The sequence below is a fragment of the Parabacteroides gordonii MS-1 = DSM 23371 genome (assembly GCF_000969825.1).
GTDB lineage: Bacteria > Bacteroidota > Bacteroidia > Bacteroidales > Tannerellaceae > Parabacteroides > Parabacteroides gordonii.
The window spans coordinates 708,624-728,284 of the sequence record NZ_KQ033919.1 but is presented as its reverse complement, the minus strand read 5'-3'; the positions used below and the strand labels follow the sequence as shown (position 1 = coordinate 728,284).

Annotated in this window: 12 protein-coding genes; 5 read left to right on the top strand and 7 right to left on the bottom strand. The window is 45.5% G+C overall.

Annotated elements, in window-relative coordinates; all coding sequences use genetic code 11:
• Nucleotide 1: 1 nt before the first annotated feature.
• Nucleotides 2-2,344: an ABC transporter permease gene (locus HMPREF1536_RS02810; protein ID WP_028727863.1), complete on the bottom strand. Its 2,343-nt coding sequence runs from the start codon at nt 2,342-2,344 to the stop codon at nt 2-4.
• A 176-nt stretch (nt 2,345-2,520) separates the two neighbouring features.
• Here HMPREF1536_RS02810 and HMPREF1536_RS02805 point away from each other — a divergent pair, with 176 nt between their 5' ends.
• From HMPREF1536_RS02805 to HMPREF1536_RS02790, 4 genes are all read left to right on the top strand, one after another.
• Nucleotides 2,521-3,045, top strand: a complete 525-nt coding sequence (locus HMPREF1536_RS02805; RefSeq protein ID WP_007653607.1) for a response regulator — start codon at nt 2,521-2,523, stop codon at nt 3,043-3,045.
• Nucleotides 3,042-3,875, top strand: coding sequence for a sensor histidine kinase (locus tag HMPREF1536_RS02800; RefSeq protein WP_028727862.1), 834 nt, complete (start codon nt 3,042-3,044; stop codon nt 3,873-3,875). Before HMPREF1536_RS02805 ends, HMPREF1536_RS02800 begins: the two co-directional genes overlap by 4 nt.
• A gap of 284 nt (nt 3,876-4,159) precedes the next feature.
• Complete coding sequence (locus HMPREF1536_RS02795; protein ID WP_010800245.1) at nt 4,160-4,546, top strand: HU family DNA-binding protein; 387 nt, start codon at nt 4,160-4,162, stop codon at nt 4,544-4,546.
• A 201-nt stretch (nt 4,547-4,747) separates the two neighbouring features.
• A complete protein-coding gene (locus tag HMPREF1536_RS02790) occupies nt 4,748-6,775 on the top strand; it encodes a BT4734/BF3469 family protein (protein WP_225607992.1) in 2,028 nt (675 codons plus the stop codon).
• Nucleotides 6,776-7,378: 603 nt separating this feature from the next.
• Here HMPREF1536_RS02790 and HMPREF1536_RS02785 read toward each other — a convergent pair.
• The gene (locus HMPREF1536_RS02785; RefSeq protein ID WP_028727860.1) at nt 7,379-8,650 is read right to left on the bottom strand and encodes a protein NO VEIN domain-containing protein; all 1,272 of its coding nucleotides are present in this window, start codon (nt 8,648-8,650) and stop codon (nt 7,379-7,381) included.
• Nucleotides 8,651-9,246: 596 nt separating this feature from the next.
• Here HMPREF1536_RS02785 and HMPREF1536_RS02780 point away from each other — a divergent pair.
• Complete coding sequence (locus HMPREF1536_RS02780; protein WP_028727859.1) at nt 9,247-10,527, top strand: MATE family efflux transporter; 1,281 nt, start codon at nt 9,247-9,249, stop codon at nt 10,525-10,527.
• A 58-nt stretch (nt 10,528-10,585) separates the two neighbouring features.
• On the opposite strand, the gene HMPREF1536_RS02775 is transcribed toward HMPREF1536_RS02780, so the two are convergent.
• The 5 genes from HMPREF1536_RS02775 to HMPREF1536_RS02755 all read right to left on the bottom strand — a co-directional run bounded on the left by HMPREF1536_RS02775 (nt 10,586) and on the right by HMPREF1536_RS02755 (nt 19,213).
• Nucleotides 10,586-12,292, bottom strand: coding sequence for an acyl-CoA dehydrogenase family protein (locus tag HMPREF1536_RS02775; RefSeq protein WP_028727858.1), 1,707 nt, complete (start codon nt 12,290-12,292; stop codon nt 10,586-10,588).
• A 4-nt stretch (nt 12,293-12,296) separates the two neighbouring features.
• Nucleotides 12,297-13,316: an electron transfer flavoprotein subunit alpha/FixB family protein gene (locus HMPREF1536_RS02770; protein WP_028727857.1), complete on the bottom strand. Its 1,020-nt coding sequence runs from the start codon at nt 13,314-13,316 to the stop codon at nt 12,297-12,299.
• A gap of 4 nt (nt 13,317-13,320) precedes the next feature.
• On the bottom strand, nt 13,321-14,229 hold the full coding sequence (locus tag HMPREF1536_RS02765; RefSeq protein ID WP_028727856.1) for an electron transfer flavoprotein subunit beta/FixA family protein: 909 nt from the start codon (nt 14,227-14,229) through the stop codon (nt 13,321-13,323).
• A 270-nt stretch (nt 14,230-14,499) separates the two neighbouring features.
• Complete coding sequence (locus HMPREF1536_RS02760; RefSeq protein ID WP_028727855.1) at nt 14,500-15,963, bottom strand: SusD/RagB family nutrient-binding outer membrane lipoprotein; 1,464 nt, start codon at nt 15,961-15,963, stop codon at nt 14,500-14,502.
• A 25-nt stretch (nt 15,964-15,988) separates the two neighbouring features.
• Nucleotides 15,989-19,213, bottom strand: coding sequence for a SusC/RagA family TonB-linked outer membrane protein (locus tag HMPREF1536_RS02755; RefSeq protein ID WP_028727854.1), 3,225 nt, complete (start codon nt 19,211-19,213; stop codon nt 15,989-15,991).
• Nucleotides 19,214-19,661 lie beyond the last annotated feature (448 nt).

The following is a 19,661-nucleotide window of genomic DNA, read 5'->3' as shown; positions in this document are numbered from 1 at the left end:
TTTATTCTGTCCGGATGTTTTCGATAGGGTTGCGGCGGGCGACTTTCAAAGTTTGACTGATGATTGACACGAAAGCGATGACTATGGTTGCCAAAACAGCCGCGGCTATGAGATGCCACGGAAAGGCGATGCGGTTATAGAATGACTCCAAACTGATTTGAACCGCTTTCAAACTGATGGGCAGGGCAAAGCAGGCGGCAAGCAACGAGAGCGTCATGAACCGTTTGGAAAGTTCCCATACCGCACCGCTTGTTTCGGCTCCCATCACTTTGCACAAGGCAATCCGCTTGCTTTGCTGTTCGGTGTAGCTTATCGACATGGCAAACAGTCCCATGGCAGAGATGAGGATGGAGATGGCCATGAAGCATAGGACGAGCGTCACGATGTTCTTTTCGTGTGTCAAATCTTTGTCCAGATAATCATCTATATAATCGGATTCCAGGTCTTTCGGTATCCCGATCACCTCTTTGGACACTTCCCGGCAGGTATGGCGGATGGCTGCCAGGGCTTCCGACCGGTCACCTCGGGTCCGGATTACCTGGTTGATCACATAGCCTTGCGGGTCCATCACCCTGACCGCTCCATGCGAATCGGGTGTCGGAGTGCTTAACGCCATGAGTGAACGGTAATCACGGATAACTCCACAGACGTTATACCGGTAGCCGCTCTCGTCGCCGTTCTTCCCGAAATGGGGGTTGTCGGCCGAAAGGTTGTAACGGCGGCAGGTCTCTTCCGTTACCCAAACCATGCCGGGTAGCGGGTCTGACCAGCGTTCTGCTACTTCGAAGCCCAACATCAGGAATGCTGTGCTGTCCACATCCGAGAGGTGGAGCCATGACATTCCCTCTTCGTCCGGCTGGCGTACGCCATCGTGGCCGCTGACGAAAGGCAGTTTCCGTGCCAACGCCACTTCTGCCACCTGGGGCAATGCCTGCAAACGTTTCTGGAGGATGGCTTGTTTGTCGTAGGTCGCTCCTAAATCCCAGGCCCGTACAAAGACCAGATCGGTATTATAACCGGTCGGCAGGGTAGCAAGGTAATGTATTTGGACGGCCATTGTCAGCCCCAACGCAATGAGGAACGTGCTGATCACGTTCTGCACGATGATGAACAGGCGGCTGAATAGTTGCTTGTTCTGCAAGCGGAAGTTCCCCTTTACAATATCTATCGGGCTGTATTTACGGATGATGAGAGCCGGTAGTAATCCTGATATGCCGGTGATTCCGGCCAACAACAACAGGGTGTAGGCGACCGTTGCGGGAGAAAGCGATATGGCGATTTGGGTAGAGAGCAAGTATTCGAAATAGGGTTTGGCAATGACGGCAATGAGGCATCCGCCGATGAAGCACCCGGTTGTGAAGATTGCCGACTCGGCGAGATAGCGCAACACGATTTGCCCGGCAGAATCGCCCATCAATCGTCGAGTTGCCATCTCATGTGCCCGCTTGCCGGTTTGCGACACGGTCAGGTTGATGTAGTTGAAGACGGCCGAAAGGAGCAAGATCATCGCGATGGCCAATAAGATTTGAACCTGTTTCCGTGTCCCGTTGCGGAAAGGAGTGTTATGGTTCATGGGTGAAAAGTATATTTCGTCCATGCGTGTGAGTGATGAACCCCACGCAAAGGAGTTCGTGCTGTTGTCTTCTTCCCAATAATTCCAATAACTTTTATAACTGTCGAGCAGTTTTCGGGTGACGTTGGCGGGTGTTGCCCCTTCCGCTAACGTGACGAACGTTTGGGTCGGACCGAAGTTATCCATCCAGGCATAAGTCTTTTCCTCCAATTTGATAGAGACCAGGAGGTCGACCGGTTTCAACAGTTCTGTCGGATCGAAGGCCGGGAGAATCCCGATGACCCGTAGCGGTGTTTGGTTCAGGTACATGATTGTGCGTCCGATAGGATCTTCATTACCGAATACTTTACGGGCGAACGGTTCGGAGATGACGGCCTCGTCTGTTCCACTTAGCGCCTTGTCGCGGTTGCATCCGATGAGCGAATAGCCCAGCATCCGGAAAAAGTTGGAATCGACGGCAAGGCTGTTTGCCTGGTAGTAGTTGTTGTCTATGGTCAAGTCTGTCAACTCGTTGTTGATGAAGCGTGTCCATTCTTTTATTTCCGGAATGGAAGGGAATAATTCCGGGGCGGTACCGACTGTCATACCGATGTCATCGCCGTAGCCGATGGCATACAATTGCTGGGAGTATGGCTGTCTGTTACCGATATTGAATTCGGTTTTAGCATATAGTGTTAAAAGGAGGACGACTCCCAATGCGATGGCCAGTCCGAAGAACTGGATAGCCGTGTAGAGCTTGTTGCGACTGAGAAAAGTGAAGTACGATTTCATCTTTGTTCATTGTTTTATTTGTTGCAAATGTATAAGGTTGCCGTCATTCGGCAATGGATGGAAAGCGCGGTTAGAGCAGTTTGTATGAAAATCATACACCTGTTTGTATGATATTCATACAGCCTTTTTCCGTACCTTTATCCCCGATAAATGAAGGTAATTTAAACGAATCGGATATGGCGAATTACAGGACGATATTGGTGGTGGATGATAATCCGGCGATTCTTACGGCAGTCAGGATCTGTTTGGCCGGTGAGTTTGATAAAGTATTGACGCTTGTTTCTCCCGATACGCTTCTTACGGTATTGGCACAAGAGGAGGTGGATGTGATTTTGCTCGACATGAACTTCACGCAAGGGGGAAACTCCGGACAAGACGGCTTGCTTTGGCTTCGGGCAATCCATAAGAAGCATCCGGCCATTCCGGTGGTGCTGGTGACGGCATACGCTGATATCAAATTGGCGGTGCGCGGGTTGAAGATGGGAGCGGCAGACTTTGTTACCAAGCCTTGGGACAACCAGGAGTTGATCCGTGTCTTGAAAGATGCGATTGATGCCGGCCGGAAAGTGGTTTCGTTGGAACAAGTCGAGGCGGAACATGTGCATAAGGTCGTGGAGCGTTGCCACGGCAACATCAGCCGGGCTGCCGAACTGTTGGGGATTACCCGGCAGACGTTGTATGCTAAAATGAAAAAACTATGATTCTGATAGTCTCTTTTTTAGTGGTCGTTGTTGTCTTCTTCGGATGGTTCTATCGTCATCAGGTGTTGTTGAGAGACCGGGCGCATCTGATGCGTGAGGCGATTCGCAACGAAGAGTTCACGTTTCGTCTTCCAGTGAAAGGTCTGTTCTTCGGAGAACGGGCGTTGCAGGAAGCCCTTAACGAAACAGGTAAGGATATAGGTGTGCTGCTTGCCCGCAACGAAGTGGAATCGTGGCAGCGGCTGACTCGTGTGCTCACCCATGAAATCATGAATGCCACGACACCGATAGCCAGCATCAGCCAGGCCTATTTGGATAACCCAGCGATTGCGGGGACGGTTTACGAGGAGGGAGTCCGTGCCATTCATGACACCAGCCGGGGGCTTGCCTTGTTTGTGGACAGTTACCGGAAACTGGCAGAGTTGCAGGAGCCGGTTCTTGTGGAGATTCCATTGGCTGCTTTCGTGGAAAGAATTCGGACGCTTTATCCGGATTTGGAGTGGCATATTTCCATCCCTTTGTCTGCCACGATGTTTACGGATGAGAATATGTTGCGTCAGGTGTTGATCAATCTGGTCAAGAATGCCTGCGAAGCCGGGGCGACGGCTATGGATGTGCGTTGGAATAAGGAGTTGTGGATCAGCAACAACGGTATGCCTATTCCGGCAGATGTCGAGCGGGAGATTTTTGTTCCGTTCTTTACAACCAAAAAGAATGGCTCGGGTATCGGCTTGTCACTTTCCCGGCAGATGATGGTTCGGCAAGGCAGGGACCTTTGTTTGGCTGAACGGCCTGTGCCCGGTTTCCAGGTGACGTTTATTGTGTCTTAGTTTGAAAAATCGAAGTGTTGTTATTAACATGAACAGCAATAGAAGATAAAAATATAGGATAAACTATTGTATGTCTCCTTATATTTTATACCTTTAGTCCTGACTTAGTAATATCATCCTGTACACCCTGGCTGATTATCCTGTATACCCTGGTCGGCCAGCCTGTACACCTTATTCGATTATCCTGTACAGCCTGGTTTTACTAACTAGTAATCAATGATATAAAAGGTAGTAACCTTTGAAATAACTAGTAGTAATATTAAATCTAACAGAAAGGGAACCGCATGGCAGTAAGGTACAAACTCACAAAAATCAATGATAATATTACCGGCAAAGAGCAGGTAAAGTATTCGGTTACCACCGTAAGTTATGGTAATGTAAACCTCGATATGCTGGCAGAACAAATGGCCGATGCCAGCACCTTCACGTATGGGGATGTTAAAGGGATGATCGAAAATCTGACTCTTTTGATATCGGAAGCCTTGAAAGAAGGCAATACGGTGACGATCGACGGTCTGGGCACCTTCTCTGTGACCGCCCAGCCGAACCGCGATGTGGAAGAACCGTCTAAAATCCGCGCTGAATCCATTAAACTGAAAGGGATAGGCTTCAAACCCAGTCCGAAGCTGAAAGACCGGCTGAGCGATATTGAGTTTACGAGGCTGAAATAAGGTTGTACATAAAGTTTCAGGAAAGTATTTGCCATTTGCAATATTGTCCTGCAATATATTGTATAATAGAAATTTAAACCATTGCAAATACCTTTTTTATTTGCAATGGCGTTTGCCATTTGTCATATCATAAGAGGGGTGAAAATAAAATATACTATGTACATTACACAAACAAAGAATGGGGGTAAAACCTTTAAAAATATGGCGTTGCACGTTGTTTTATGCGGTATGCGTAGCGGCGAGTATCGTAAGGTGGTGAATGAATACAGGGAGCTCCTGGCTTGTTCGATGCCTGGTGATAAAAGCATACATGCAACAGATCTTCCGGCGTTGTGTTTTTCCGCATTATTCGGGAAAAGAGATAAAAAGGTCGAGTTTCGGTCGTATAACGGACTGGTTCTGGTGGAGGTCGGAAATCTGGCGAATAAGGAAGAGGTGGCGAGAATAAGAGAATTAGCTTCACAAGCCCCTCAGACACTAGCTGCTTTTATCGGTTCCAGCGGAAAGAGTGTAAAAATATTGGTACCGTTTGTTTTGCCTGACAGAACATTGCCACGGGACAGGGAGCAGGCGGAATTGTTTCATGCGGTAGCCTATCGGCGTGCCGTTGCCTATTATCAGGCTCAGCTGCAATGCGATATAGAGATAAAGGCTCCCTCTTTGGAGCGGGGATGCCGCTATTCCTTCGATCCTGATTTATATTATAATTTTTCGGCTGTTGCGTTGGTTCAGGAACAACCGACACAGATGCCGGACGAACCGACATACCGGGAAATCGTATCGAAAGAAGAAGATCCGCTTTTACGTATGATGCCCGGATTCGACCGCAGCCGTATCATTTCCCGTTTTTATAATGCCTGTATGCTGGATGCATTGGAGAAAACGGGAGGTTTGGATGACGGAAAAGAGGTCAGGCCTTTCCTGACAAAGCTGGCTGAAAATTGTTTCCAGTCCGGGATACCGGAGGAGGATGCGGTTCGCTGGACAAGGATATACCAGCATCTGGAACTGTTTGAAGAGGAGATCCGGGAGACCATTCATACGGTGTACCAGCTTTCGAAGAATTTTGGAAAGAAACCGGTGATGCCTCCCGAGCAATTATTGTCTGTAAAGACGGATGAGTTTATGAAACGGCGTTATGAGTTCAGGCGGAATATGCTGGCCGGCGAAGTGGAGTTTCGGGCAAGAGGTTCATATTATATCTGTTTTGCTCCTGTGACGGAGACGGTTCTGAACAGTATCGGACTGAATGCACAGGCTGAAGGATTGGCACTTTGGGATCGTGATGTGAAGCGGTATGTGTATTCCGACAGGGTACCGGTTTTCTATCCGTTGGAAGATTATCTGGAAAATTTGCCGGCATGGGACGGGGAAGACCATATCCGTACGTTGGCCGATACGTTGCCAACAGATAATACTGCCTGGCGCGATTTGTTTTATATCTGGTTCCTGAGCATGGTCGCTCATTGGTACCGGCGGGATCATTTGCATGCCAATAGTTCGTTGCCTTTGCTGGTCGGCCCTCAGGGATGCGGCAAATCGACCTGGTGCCGGAATCTGCTGCCCCCTTCGCTACGTATGTATTATACGGATAGTATCGATTTCAGCAATAAACGGGATGCAGAATTGCTGCTTACCCGTTTTGCGTTGATCAATATCGATGAGTTCGATTCGGTAAGTGCCGCGTATCAGAGTTTTTTAAAGAATGTCCTTCAAAAGCCGGTAGTCAATGCCCGCCAACCTTATAAACGGAGCATTCAGGCGTTGCACCGGTATGCTTCTTTCATTGCCACTTGTAATAATTATGACTTGCTGACCGATCCGACCGGTAGCCGCCGTTTTATATGTATCGGGATAACCGGGACAGCAGATAATTCTGTATCGGTTAATTATGAACAGCTTTATGCGCAGGCAGTATCGGCTTTAAAGGCAGGCGAACGCTATTGGTTTACGTCCGAAGAAGAATCTTCTACCACTCGTAACAATGATGTGTTCCAGCAGATACCGATAGAGGAACAATTATTCCTGCAAAACTTCCGCGCACCATTGCCGGGCGAGGAATATGAGGAACTTTTTGCTCTCGAAATACTTCAATATCTGCAAGATGAAAGTGGTATAAGGTTGGGAACTAAACGGTTGACATACTTCGGGCGCTTGCTTCAAAAGAATAAGATCCCGTCGCGCCGTACGATGAGAGGTACGTGTTATTTGGTTGTCAGGAATAAATGATGTATGGCAAATGGCAAACGGCATTGCAAATGAAAATAGTGTTTGCAATGCTGTAAGATGTTGTAATATAGCTTTGTAAGGTTTAATATTGCAAATGGCAAATAAAATAAGAAAACTTTGTGTATGAAAGAACTGGTAGATAGAAATATCTTTATAGCTCATGTCCGGAAGGATGAAGAAGCTTTCAAAATTCAAACATAGCATGAGCATTTGACAGGGGCATCCGTATTAAGTGAATCCTTTGCATCTGTATTTGGTGCTTCCGGCTAGGGTAAACAGGCAGGGGTATGGCATGATTAGGGAAAGTATACTACAGATGAATTTCAGCCGTATATTTGTAATGCCTCCGGAATGACCGGAGAGAGTAAGAAGCCAATGAATAAGCCGGATCATTCGACAGCGGGAGTCTCATTGTTATCCTCCGTTGCCCCGTTATCGGGAGAAGGATAAAGATGTCCTAGGCTTTTTCAGTCTGACGGTGCCCATGGGGGGAGACATAGGTTTCGATGGCTTGAGCTTTAGATCATGCGGTTAGGGAACGATACAAAGTCTATTTTAGATTTTTGGCGGTATTATAGAGAAAGATAAATTTGCATAGAGATATTAACCAAATTTGAATTTTAAAATTGTTAAGTATACTCTATTTTCTTTTAAAATTTCTGGCCTAGTCAAATAAGGTACTACTTTTCTTTCAAGTATCGCGTTCAATAGATTTTCTATGCAATATATTTGAGGAGTGGTATCTAATTCAAATATTCTATATAATTGGTATTCTTGTTGATGTAATAGGAAATAGTTCCATTCGTTAGCTGTCATGTAAAATGTAGGTTTGCATTTTGGAGTACCTTTGCATTCTATAATTTTAACGATGTCTCCAAAATCATCGTGTATTTCAAAGTCATGATGTAGATATGATTCTTGATGATGATTTAACCATATAACGGAATCCTTACCATATTGTTTGCAAAGGTGTTCATATAATATAGTCTCACTCTTGATTTTTATATCTTCGGAATAATCATCGTCGATAGTTAGAGTTGTTGAGTCAACTCCACTACTTAATAATTGTTTTATCCGAAGTTGTTCTTTTATGACTTCTAATTCAGATAAGATAGCTTTGGTTTTATCTATTTGGGTTTGAATATTATCAATCAGTTCAGTTGTAGATGCATCATTCTCTGTAATCGTCTTTGCTATCTTGGTGTCTATTATTTGGATGTTTTCTTTAGTTAATCTATCATCTGATTGTTGCAATATTTCCTTACTGTCCTGTAAGAGAGATAGTTTTAACGTTACCAAAAAGTCTTGCAGTATTTTGTTCTCAAAATATTGAGATTTGATATTGAAATATCCACCCGTAGCGATACTTTTGGCTTTACGTTCCATCTCTTCATTTTGGTCAAGACCTATTACATATATTTTGCATGGGGTACCAGGCAGTTGAGCAATTGATTGAGCTTCAGTGATATAACTGGAGTCGTCAGTTTCTTCACCATCAGTAATTAAAAGAATTTTTCTGTCATAATTTGAAAATTTAGTCAAATTCTGTTTAGCTTCATTTAATGCGGCAGAAATAGGAGTACCACCAGGTGAAGGATTGTCTATTTTAGAGATAAGAGAGCATAACTTACCGAAATTAAGCTCTCCTTCGTAGATTGTATTGATTTCTATTTTATTTGTTGCTCCACGAAACAAACGAATTACAATTTTTTCCACATAATCAATAGTTGGAAATATATGCTTCTGTATCATTTGTTCTGCAAGATAAAAGCGAGTTTTTCCATCTATTAAAAACTTATTTTCATGCTCTGTACCTTCCATGTATCCCATGCTCCCGGAATAATCAATGAGAATTTCAATAATACTCTTAGTCATACATGTTATTATTAAAAAACTGCTTTTGTAGCGAGTTTAAGGTTAATTTCTATTTGTCGATGCAATATATAAAATATTTTACAGAATAAGAAGATAGTATCTGTTTTAATATCAAAAAGTTTATAGGACGTTTTTTTATAGCCTAGTCTTGTCCATACACTCGACTTCATCCAGAAATAGGCTGATATGGTTGTCGCTACTATTGATACTTTTCTCCAATTTCAAAAAACTGTATGGTAACCTCAGCAGTTTTATATGGGTATATGCTTTGATTCCGGCAACATGTTCTTTCACATAGTCGGCGAAAGGAGAGGAGAAGGCGCAGGTATTATCTGGTAGATATTTTCCTCCTGTTCATGAAACTTATCCACACTCGATTCAGTTCTTACATAAAAGGAGAGTAAGAGGATAAAGGTAAAGGAGATCGCTAGTCCTCCAACATGAATAAATGTGATCCATTTATTGTGTAATAAACTTCAGATGAGAGCTTTCAGGAACATGGTAATCGGGTTTATTTTATGATTAACGATGTCTTAGCTGCTAAAATTGTGCAAGACTGTAAAATAAGGCTATTTTTGCAGGTAAAATAAAATAGAATGAATAAAAAGATACTTCAATTAGCAATACCTTCTATCGTTTCAAATATAACCGTTCCTTTATTGGGGCTGATCGATGTCGCTATTGTAGGTCATTTAGGATCGGCGGCTTATATCGGGGCGATCGCGGTAGGGGGAATGTTGTTCAATATCATTTACTGGCTGTTCGGATTCCTGCGGATGGGGACGAGTGGTATGACTTCGCAGGCTTTCGGGCGGCGTGACCTGGAAGAAGTGACGCGGGTTTTGTTGCGGGCGGTGGCGGTAGGGGGCTTTGTTGCTTTCTGTCTGCTGTTGCTGCAATATCCGATCCGGGCGGTCGCTTTCCATCTGATCGATGCAACACCGGAGGTACGGCAGTTGGCTACGGTTTATTTCAATATTTGTGTCTGGGGGGCTCCCGCTGTGTTAGGACTGTATGGGTTTGCCGGCTGGTTTATCGGGATGCAGAATTCCCGTTTCCCGATGTTTATAGCGATCACGCAGAATGTGGTGAATATCGTGGCGAGTCTGGCGTTTGTGTTCCTGTTGGACATGAAGATTACAGGGGTGGCTCTAGGGACGTTGATTGCCCAGTATGCAGGATTGTTCATGGCTTTATTGCTTTGGTTACGATATTATGGCAGGTTGAAGATTGCTTTCCGGTGGAGTGAGATCGTGGGGAGGACGGCTATGCGCAGGTTCTTCGAGGTGAACAGCGATATCTTTTTCCGTACTTTGTGCTTGGTGGCTGTCACTACCTTTTTTACGTCGACGGGTGCCCGACAGGGGGATGTGGTGCTGGCAGTCAATACCTTATTGATGCAGTTATTCACTTTGTTCTCTTATATCATGGACGGCTTTGCCTATGCCGGTGAAGCAATGACGGGACGTTATGTCGGAGCCCAGAACCGGAACGGATTGCAAAGGATGATCCGCCTGTTGTTCCGTTGGGGCTGGGGATTGTCGTTAGCATTTACCATCCTATACATGATGGGAGGACAGGGCTTCCTGGGATTGCTGACGAATGACACGATTGTTATCGAGGCGGCGGGAACCTATTATTATTGGGTATTGGCCGTTCCCCTGGCTGGATTTGCCGCTTTCCTCTGGGACGGCATCTTGATCGGTGCCACCGCAACCCGTTTGATGCTTTATTCTATGCTGGTGGCTTCAGGAATGTTCTTCCTGATCTATTATATCTTTTATGCCTCAATGGGGAACCATGCCTTATGGATGGCATTTCTGGTATATTTATCATTAAGAGGTCTTATGCAATGGGCGTTATGGCATCGTCGATAATAAAATAAAAGCCGAATATCAAAGGATATCCGGCTTTTTTATGGAGAGGCAATACTTATTATTGTCTGTAGTTTGCTAATTCGTCAGCGTTGAACTTGTTGATGAAGCTGTTGTGTTTTTCTACTTCGGCTTCTGCATAGTTCAAGTATACAACGGCTGATTTGCTGAATAATTCGGGTGCTTTGGTTGCATCCTGGATCAACAGGTGAGCCATGATACAGTCTGCTGCTATTTCCATCAGGCGGCGGGCAACGAAGTCAAGTAATTCCTGATTTTGTGCTTCCTTCACCTTATTCATGCAAGCTTCCAGCTTGTTAGCCATTTCTACCAGTCTTGCTTTCAGCGGTTCCATTTCGGCAGAACAGGGGATAGCTTCAAATTCGCGGATCATCGCCAGGTAAGAACCGTTTGTTACATAACGGATAGCGGCAACTGTCTGCAACTGTGTCGTACCTTCATAGATGGATGTGATACGGGCATCACGATAGATACGCTGGCAAGCATATTCCAACATGAAACCTGATCCGCCGTGAATCTGGATACAGTCGTATGCATTCTGGTTGGCATATTCCGAGTTCATACCCTTTGCCAACGGAGTGAGTGCATCGGCCAATTTAGCATATTTCTTCTGTTCCTGACGTTCTTCCGGAGTCAGTTTACGCTCGTGTGAAATATCATCCAGCGCTTTGTAAATATCCACATAGCGTGAAGTCTGATACAATAGTGCACGACCGGCATCCAGTTTCGCTTTCATGATAGACAGCATATCGTAAACTGCCGGGAAGTCAATGATCGCTTTGCCGAACTGTTTACGTTCTTTGGCATAAGCTATTCCTTCATTGTAGGCAGCCTGGCTCAAACCGACAGACTGTGCAGCGATACCCAGGCGGGCACCGTTCATCAACGCCATTACATATTTGATCAAGCCTAATTTACGGTCGCCGCAAAGTTCTGCTTTTGCATTCTTGTAAACTAATTCGCAAGTAGGAGACCCGTGGATACCCAACTTGTTTTCAATGCGGCGAACATCTACACCACCCTGTCTCTTGTCATAGATGAACATAGACAAACCACGTCCGTCTTTCGTCCCCTCTTCCGAACGGGCCAGTACCAGGTGAAGGTCTGCATCCCCATTGGTGATAAATCGTTTTACACCGTTCAGGAGCCAGCAGTTTTCTTTTTCGTCGAAAGTCGCTTTCAGCATAACGGACTGCAAGTCAGAACCGGCATCCGGCTCAGTCAAGTCCATAGACATGGTTTCTCCGGCGCAGATACGCGGGATGAAACGGTTGTGCTGGTCTTCGTTACCGAATTCATATAATGTTTCAATACAATCCTGAAGCGACCAGATGTTACCGAATCCGGCATCGGCGGCAGAAACGATTTCGGCACACATGGTGTACGGAGTGATCGGGAAGTTTAAACCACCGAAACGACGCGGCATGGTCATACCGTTCAGGCCGGCTTTCACCATGGCATCCAGGTTCTGTTTTGTTCCGGAAGCATATTCCACACGTCCGTTAGCGCAGTGAGGGCCTTCTTCGTCAACACCTTCGGCGTTGGGGGCGATGATCTCTCCGGTGATCTCTCCGGTGATTTCAAGCACTTTATCGAATGAATCCATTGCATCGGCATAATCCTGCGGTGCATAGTCGAACTCTTCTTTATCTCTGTAATTGCGTTCTTTCAGTTCGCAAATACGTTCCATCATCGGATTGTTCAAGTGATACTTGAGTTCCGGTATGTCTGTATAATAATTTGCCATCTCTTTACTTGCTGTTCTGTTTGTAATATTTAATCATCTTCGGGATCACTTCTTCAACTGTGCCGTTGATAACATAGTCGGCGATCGTGTTGATCGGAGCGTTCTCGTCGTTGTTGATAGAGATGATGATACCTGCATCCTGCATACCTGCAATGTGCTGTATCTGTCCGGAGATACCGCAAGCGATATATAATTTCGGACGAACTGTTACACCTGTCTGGCCGATCTGACGGTCGTGATCGCAGAAACCGGCATCGACGGCTGCACGGCTGGCACCTACTTCGGCGTGAAGTTCTTTAGCCAGTTCGAACAATTTGTCGAATCCTTCCCTCGAACCCATTCCGTAACCGCCGGCTATGACGATCGGAGAGCCTTTCAGGTTGTGTTTTGCCTTTTCTACGTGACGGTCGATCACCTTTACTACATAATCCGTTTCAGGAACAAATTTAGCAACGTCGTGTTTGATCACTTCGCCTTTATAATTGGCGTCCAGGATCTCTTTCTTCATCACACCTTCGCGAACGGTAGCCATCTGGGGACGGTGTTCGGGGTTGATGATGGTGGCAACGATGTTACCGCCGAATGCCGGACGGATCTGATACAACAGGTTTTCGTAAGTGATACCTGCCCGTTTATCTTCGTGAGGGCCGATTTCTAGGGAAGTACAGTCGGCTGTCAGACCGCTGGTCAGTGCAGATGATACACGAGGACCCAGGTCGCGACCGATAACGGTAGCACCCATCAGGCAGATCTGGGGTTTTTCTTCCTTGAACAGGTTGATCAGTACGGAAGAGTGGGGCAGGGATGTGTAAGGGAACAAGCCCGGTGCATCGAACACATGCAGTTTGTCGACACCGTAAGGCAACACCTGGCTTTCTATACCTTCGAGGCCGCTACCGGCAACAATTGCTTCCAGCTGGCAGCCTAACTGATTCGCTAACTTGCGACCTTTGGTCAGAAGTTCGAGACTTACATCGGCAACGGTTGTGCCTTCAATCTCACAATATACAAATACGTTATTCATAATCTTATCCGATGGTGTGGTTAGCTAACAGTTCAACAATCATATCTTCTATATCTTTGTCCGAACCGGTCAGCGTTTTACTTTCCTTAGCCTGGAACACGATATTCTGTATAGTCTTTACCTTTGTAGGTGAGCCGGATAATCCGCATTGAGGCAAGTCGCCGTTTACGTCTGCCACACTCCATTCGGGGATGTTCAGATACGGGCGTGTTTCGTATAGTTCTGGATACTGAATTGCTTCCGGGCCGTTAGGATGGCAGGCAGTCGGTTGAGCAGCCTTTTCCTGTGCACCCAGAGCGCGTTTGTATTTCTGTACCAGTTTGGCGTTACGTGGACGACAGGGAGCTGCCGAGCCGTTTACTGTGATTACGATAGGCAGCGGGCCTTCTACAGTTTCCACGCCTCCGTCGATATGACGTTTTACGGTGATACGGCGTGCTGCTTCATCCACATTCAGGATTTCTTCAGCATAGGTGATCTGTGTCAATCCCAGCTTTTCAGCTACCTGGGGACCTACCTGTGCAGTATCTCCGTCGATAGCCTGACGACCACCGATGATAATATCGTACTCGTTAATTTTTTTGATAGCCGTAGCCAGGGCGTATGATGTTGCCAGTGTATCGGCTCCTGCAAAGGCACGGTCGGTTAACAAAAAGCCGCCGTCTGCTCCGCGGTATAAACCTTCACGGATGATTTCGGCGGCACGTCCCGGTCCCATAGTCAGCAATGTAACAGTCGATCCGGGGTAGGCATCTTTCAGGCGCAGTGCCTGCTCCAATGCGTTCAGGTCTTCCGGGTTAAAGATGGCGGGAAGGGCGGCACGGTTTACCGTTCCGTCTTCTTTCATCGCATCCTTTCCCACGTTGCGTGTGTCCGGAACCTGCTTCGCTAAAACAATAATTCTTAAACTCATATTAATAGGAATATTAGATTTCTATTTTTCCTGAAAATTATTCGGCAATTAGTAAAAAAATTACCGATTGCAAAAGTAGTCAAACATTCTTTATATCAAAGAACTTTAACCTGAAATATGCACACTTTAGGTTTTTTTGAGCAGTAAATGGCTGGTATTTATTTGTTACCGGAGCCAATCTCACAATCAGCTCCGGCCTTAAAATGTGTGTCCTTTATCTTTATGTCCGATAAAGAAAGGTTTTGGCGTTATTCGTTAAAGGATGGTCTCTTATTTATTATCGGAAACATCCCACCAAACGCGTGTGTTCAGGTCGTCTGCACCTTGCGCAGCAATGGCTGCGTCGTAATTAGCCTTATTTGTGTTATAATCGTCCGGATAATATACGCGACGATATGGAATATGTGTAATGGTAGCCGACGGCCCCGGTTTGATATTCGGTACATTCAGGCGACGCCAGTCAGACCATGCTTCAACGCCGTCCTGCATAAAGTTTGCCAGCCAGCGTTGCATGCCGATCTTTTCGATCTTTTCGGCATCGCTTCCTGTCAGCTTGATAGCATCCTGTGCTACGTATTTATCGACTTCGGATGCATTTATCCCGTATTGTTCGAAAGAGGCTTTAATACCTGCTTTATATAACTCCTCCGCATTGGCACTGATCCAACCGCGTATAGCGGCTTCTGCTTCGATCAGTAAAATATGGGATGGAGAGATAACAACGATAGGCGCATCCTGCTGGTAATATCTTTCGTTGAAAAAGGCCATATCCGTATATTGGGTGATCTCGGACTGGGTTAGACCAAAAGGTACACCGTTGTATTCTCCTTCAGAATTGGGAACAGCATATTCCATCAAACGGGGATCATTATAGGCAATTAATTGATCCAGGATCGTTTTGGATGGGGCAAAGTCTTTACGTCCTCCTTCTATGATATTGGTGTACAATGGATTCTGGTTAGCTGTTTCCGCCAGGTATTTGTATTGCAGCAATTCGCTGTTATCTGTCATACCTCCATCCGCATACGCTTTGGCAAAGCGGGCTTTTCCGGTTTCCGGATTTACATCCGACAGTTTGATAGCCATCATCATCCGTAAAGAAGCGTTCAGTTTCTTCCATTTGGTAATGTCTCCGTTGTAAAGGATATCGTAAGTCTTGTCGAGCGTACCCGATTCGTCGAACTGGGCATATGCTTCGGTCAATTCTTTATCCAGATCTTCGTAGATAGATTCCTGCGTGTCGTATTTGGGATTGAAGTTGCCGTCATCCCCTTTTAAAGCTTCACTATAGGGGAGCATACCCATGATATCGGTCAGGTGCATATAGTAGAATGCACGTAGTGTACGGCAGCTGGCTACTTGGTTTTCCGTGCTTCCCAATTGAATGACCGTCGATAAACTTTTAGTCTCTTCGTCCGTATTCAGCTTGATAATCGTTTCCAGGTTCCTGATATATTCATAGTAATACGGGCCTGTATTGAAATCGGTTATACCGAAGTCTGAATACTGGATGTTCTGACGTTCCGACAAATATTGTGGAAACAACTGTGTCCAGGGGTTGTAATTGGCCACATAAGAAAACAGGGAAACTTTCTTACAGGCATAGGTGAACAGGAAGCGCGTTTCCGGGTTCGAAGGATTGTTCGGATCTATATTGTCGTCACCGTAATCCCCGCAACTATTAAAGGATAATAGTCCGATCAATGCTAATGCAAATAGTTTTATCTTTTTCATAATTTAATCCGTTTCTTTAAAAATATTAGAAGGTAAGATTTACAGTAAAACCGAATGTGCGTACAGAGGCCGCCTGACCGCCTTCCACATAGTTATAACTTGCCGCACCCATTTCCGACGGATCGATATTAGGTACTGCTGAATAAATTAACCAGGGGTTTTGGGCAACGAACGATACGCTTGCCTTCTTTATGCCGCAGTTCGCTTTTTGCAGGAAGCTGCGCGGAACATCGTAACCGATCGACAATTCACGCATTTTCAGGTAGCTGGCTTTATAAACATAATCTTCCCAAATGGTTCCTTTACGGCTTTGATAGTAGTAATTGGCATCCACATAGGCTGTTACCGGAGTGTAGGTACCGTCCTGGTTTTCCACTACACCGTCTATACGTACACCGCCGCCGTCCGCTACGCTGGCACGAACCGGATTACCTTTGTCGTTATTGCCTGTCGTGGATTTCAGCAAACCGGAATTTTCTCCGAACATATTGGTGGCGGAAGCAATAGCTCCTCCGACCTGAAAGTCGAACGACATGCCTAAATGAAAATCCTTATAGCGCAAAGAGGTGGAAAAACCTCCGGTCAGATCCGGCTGGATGTTGCCTAATTCTTCCTGTGCTGTTGTTTCCAGAAGGGGAGCATACGGGCCGTATTGGTGGTTAGGATCGCTTCTTGCTTGCAGGATAGTACGTCCTTCCGGATCTTTTTTCCAGGTCGAACCTCTGATCACACCGATCGGTTTTCCTACCTCTGCATACGAATAAACACGTGTAGACCAACTTCTCCAATAAATCTGGTAAGTGTCTTGTCCGTCGATCAGTTCTTCCAGCGTATTGCGGTTGCGGGAAATGTTGGCATTCAGTTCCCATGTCCAGTCTTTGGTCTGGATGACTTGGCCTCCCAAAGAAAATTCGATACCCCGGTTACGGATCAAGCCCGCATTCATTTTACGTGTCCTGTAACCGCTGGCAGGTGTAGTGTTTACGTTGATGATCTGGTCTTTTGAATCGCGGTTATAGAAGTTGAAATCTCCCCATAAGCGATCGTTGAACAGACGGAATTCCGTACCGACCTCATAGGATGTGGAGATTGTCGGTTTGATGTACAGATCTTTCAGGTTTGTGCTGTTCCACATGTTGGATAGTTGCCCGTATTTGATCAGATTACCGTCACTGTCTTTCAATACATAAGTAGGATAGATATTATAAGGGTTCATCGTCGAACCTACCTGCGCCATAGATGCTCTCAGTTTCCAGAATGACAACCATTCTGCATTTTTGATCCAGTTGCTGGCGATTGCGGCAACAGATACGCCACCATAGAGGAAGCTGTTCTTATCCGGGTGCAGTGTGGAAGTCCAGTCGTTACGCAAAGAGAAATCCAGGTAATAGGTATTGTCCCAACCGATGGTAGCCGTACCGTAAACACTTTGGTCATGTTGTTTGGTCTTTTTGCTGCTACCGCCCGGTAAACCGGAAGAAGCGGCTGTACTGAAGAAACCGTCCATGAAAAGGCCGTCGCGGGTAAAAGCCCCTAATTCGTCGAGGTTATAGACACGGTCTTCAAAGAACAAAGCGGCATCGAATGAGAGTTTGCTGTCTACGAAATGATCGCTCCAGGTTAAACGTCCCTGTGTCTGGATATCTGACAACTGACTCTGGTCTTGTGTGTATTCTGAAACTTCACCATGTATGTTTTGGGGTAAACGTACTTCTTTTTTGTAACTGCGGATATTTCCGTTTACGCGGATACCGGCTTTCAGGTTCTTGATAAGTTCCAGTTCTGCATCGCCGCTGAATACGTTCCACTGATACGTTTCGTTCTGGTTGATCTCATTGAACAAGGCGAACGGGTTTTCGTGGAATGCCGCGGTCAGATTGGTCGGACTTGTAATGTTCCATGTGCGGAACGTCCCGTCCGGACGTTTGTAATCCTTGAGGTCTTTCAGATTTACGTTTGTATGCCCCCATTGTTCGTAAGAGTAGAGGGCGTTTCCTAACTCCTGATATCCTTCGGCCGCAGCATTGTGGTTGTTGCGGTAAGTATATTTGTAATCCAGCGATACTTTTAAACGGTCGATCGGTTTAAAGTAGGTCTTTATCGAAAGGAAACGGCGTGATGCATCACTGTTCGGGGTAACGCCGTTACGTGATACGTTGGAAAAAGAGATACGGCTCATATAGTCTTTACCTGACTTGGTAAATGCAATGTTCGTCGTATTGCTGATACCTGTCCTGAACAGGTCGTTCAGATTCATTTGTGGTGTCCATTGGGTTGTCTGCCCGAACCGAGGGTCTGTCGGATCCCATGAATACCAAGGAGCATATTCGCGACCGTCCAGTTTCGGCCCCCAGCTGGCATCGTTGTTGTAGTCGTAATAACGTACGCCGTCCATCTTTTCTAAATAAGAGGGGTGTTTGTTCGGATCGTATTTGAATACAGGCATTTCTGCATCAGCTCCCAGATAACCACCGCCATATTCATTCTGCAGATCGTAGCGGATATTGGCTTTGTCCCAGGCCAGGGTATGGCTTACTGTTATTTCGCTATGTTCTCCGGTTCCGCCTTTGGATGTAATGATGATGGCGCCGTTACCTCCACGGGCTCCGTACAGTGCTGTTGCTGCCGGCCCTTTTAGCACGTTGACTGAAGCCACATCATCCATGTTGATGGACATATTGCTGGTAATCACACCGTCGACAACGTAAATAGGTTCGTTACCTCCGGCATTCGTCAACGACGAAGTACCGCGTAATACGATTTTACCGGCATCGAATGTAGCACCGGATGAACCCAGGAAGCGGACTCCGGATACTTTGCCGACCAGCGCATTGTTCAGGTCTGTTTGCCGTGCCTGGATCAATTCGTCTGCCTTTAATTGCTGAGTGGCATAGCCCAGTGATTTCTGTTTGCGGGTAAGCCCTTGTGCAGTAATAACAATCTCCTCCAGGTCTTGTGTGTCGGATTGGAGAACAACGGTGACTTTGGGTTTTACTGCTACATCCTGCGAGTTCATTCCGACGAAAGAAATATGCAGGATTTTTCCTCCTTCCGGAACGTCCAGGCTGAACATACCTTCTACGTCTGTTACTGTTCCAACTGTTGTTCCCTTGACAATGATGGATGCGCCGATGATAGGTAATCCGTCATCTGCAGAAGTAACGGTACCTGTTACTTTCGTTGTCTGGCTAAATGCTATTCCCGTACATAAGATGAAGGATAGCAAACTAAAAAATAATTTTCTTACCATACTGTTAACTATTAGATTTATTTGGTTCTTATAAACGACCTTGTTTTCATATCGAATTTGGGTCGTTTATTTGCTGTAGTTCTTGCAGAACTTAGTGTGTGAGAAATGAGTGTAGTCGGTATGCATACATGTTTTCGACCAGTTAAAATGAAAAACATGTTTTGAGTTTTAAACTTTATTTAGGCTAAGTAGAAAATGAGTAGCTTTTTATAGTTCGGATAAGATTATTAGCAGGAATAAACAGGTATTATTACTGGTCTGTAACGAAGAAGTAATATTATAACACAATTATACTTTTCCTGCACAAAAAGACAACTGTATCTCCTTTGTGATATTTATTTTAAAATATTGATTGATTTTTTATTGTAATAATTGTATTATTTAAAAAATAAATTCATAAATTGCGCCATGTCCAAATAGGCTGGCGATAGTTGATTTCAAAATGTGT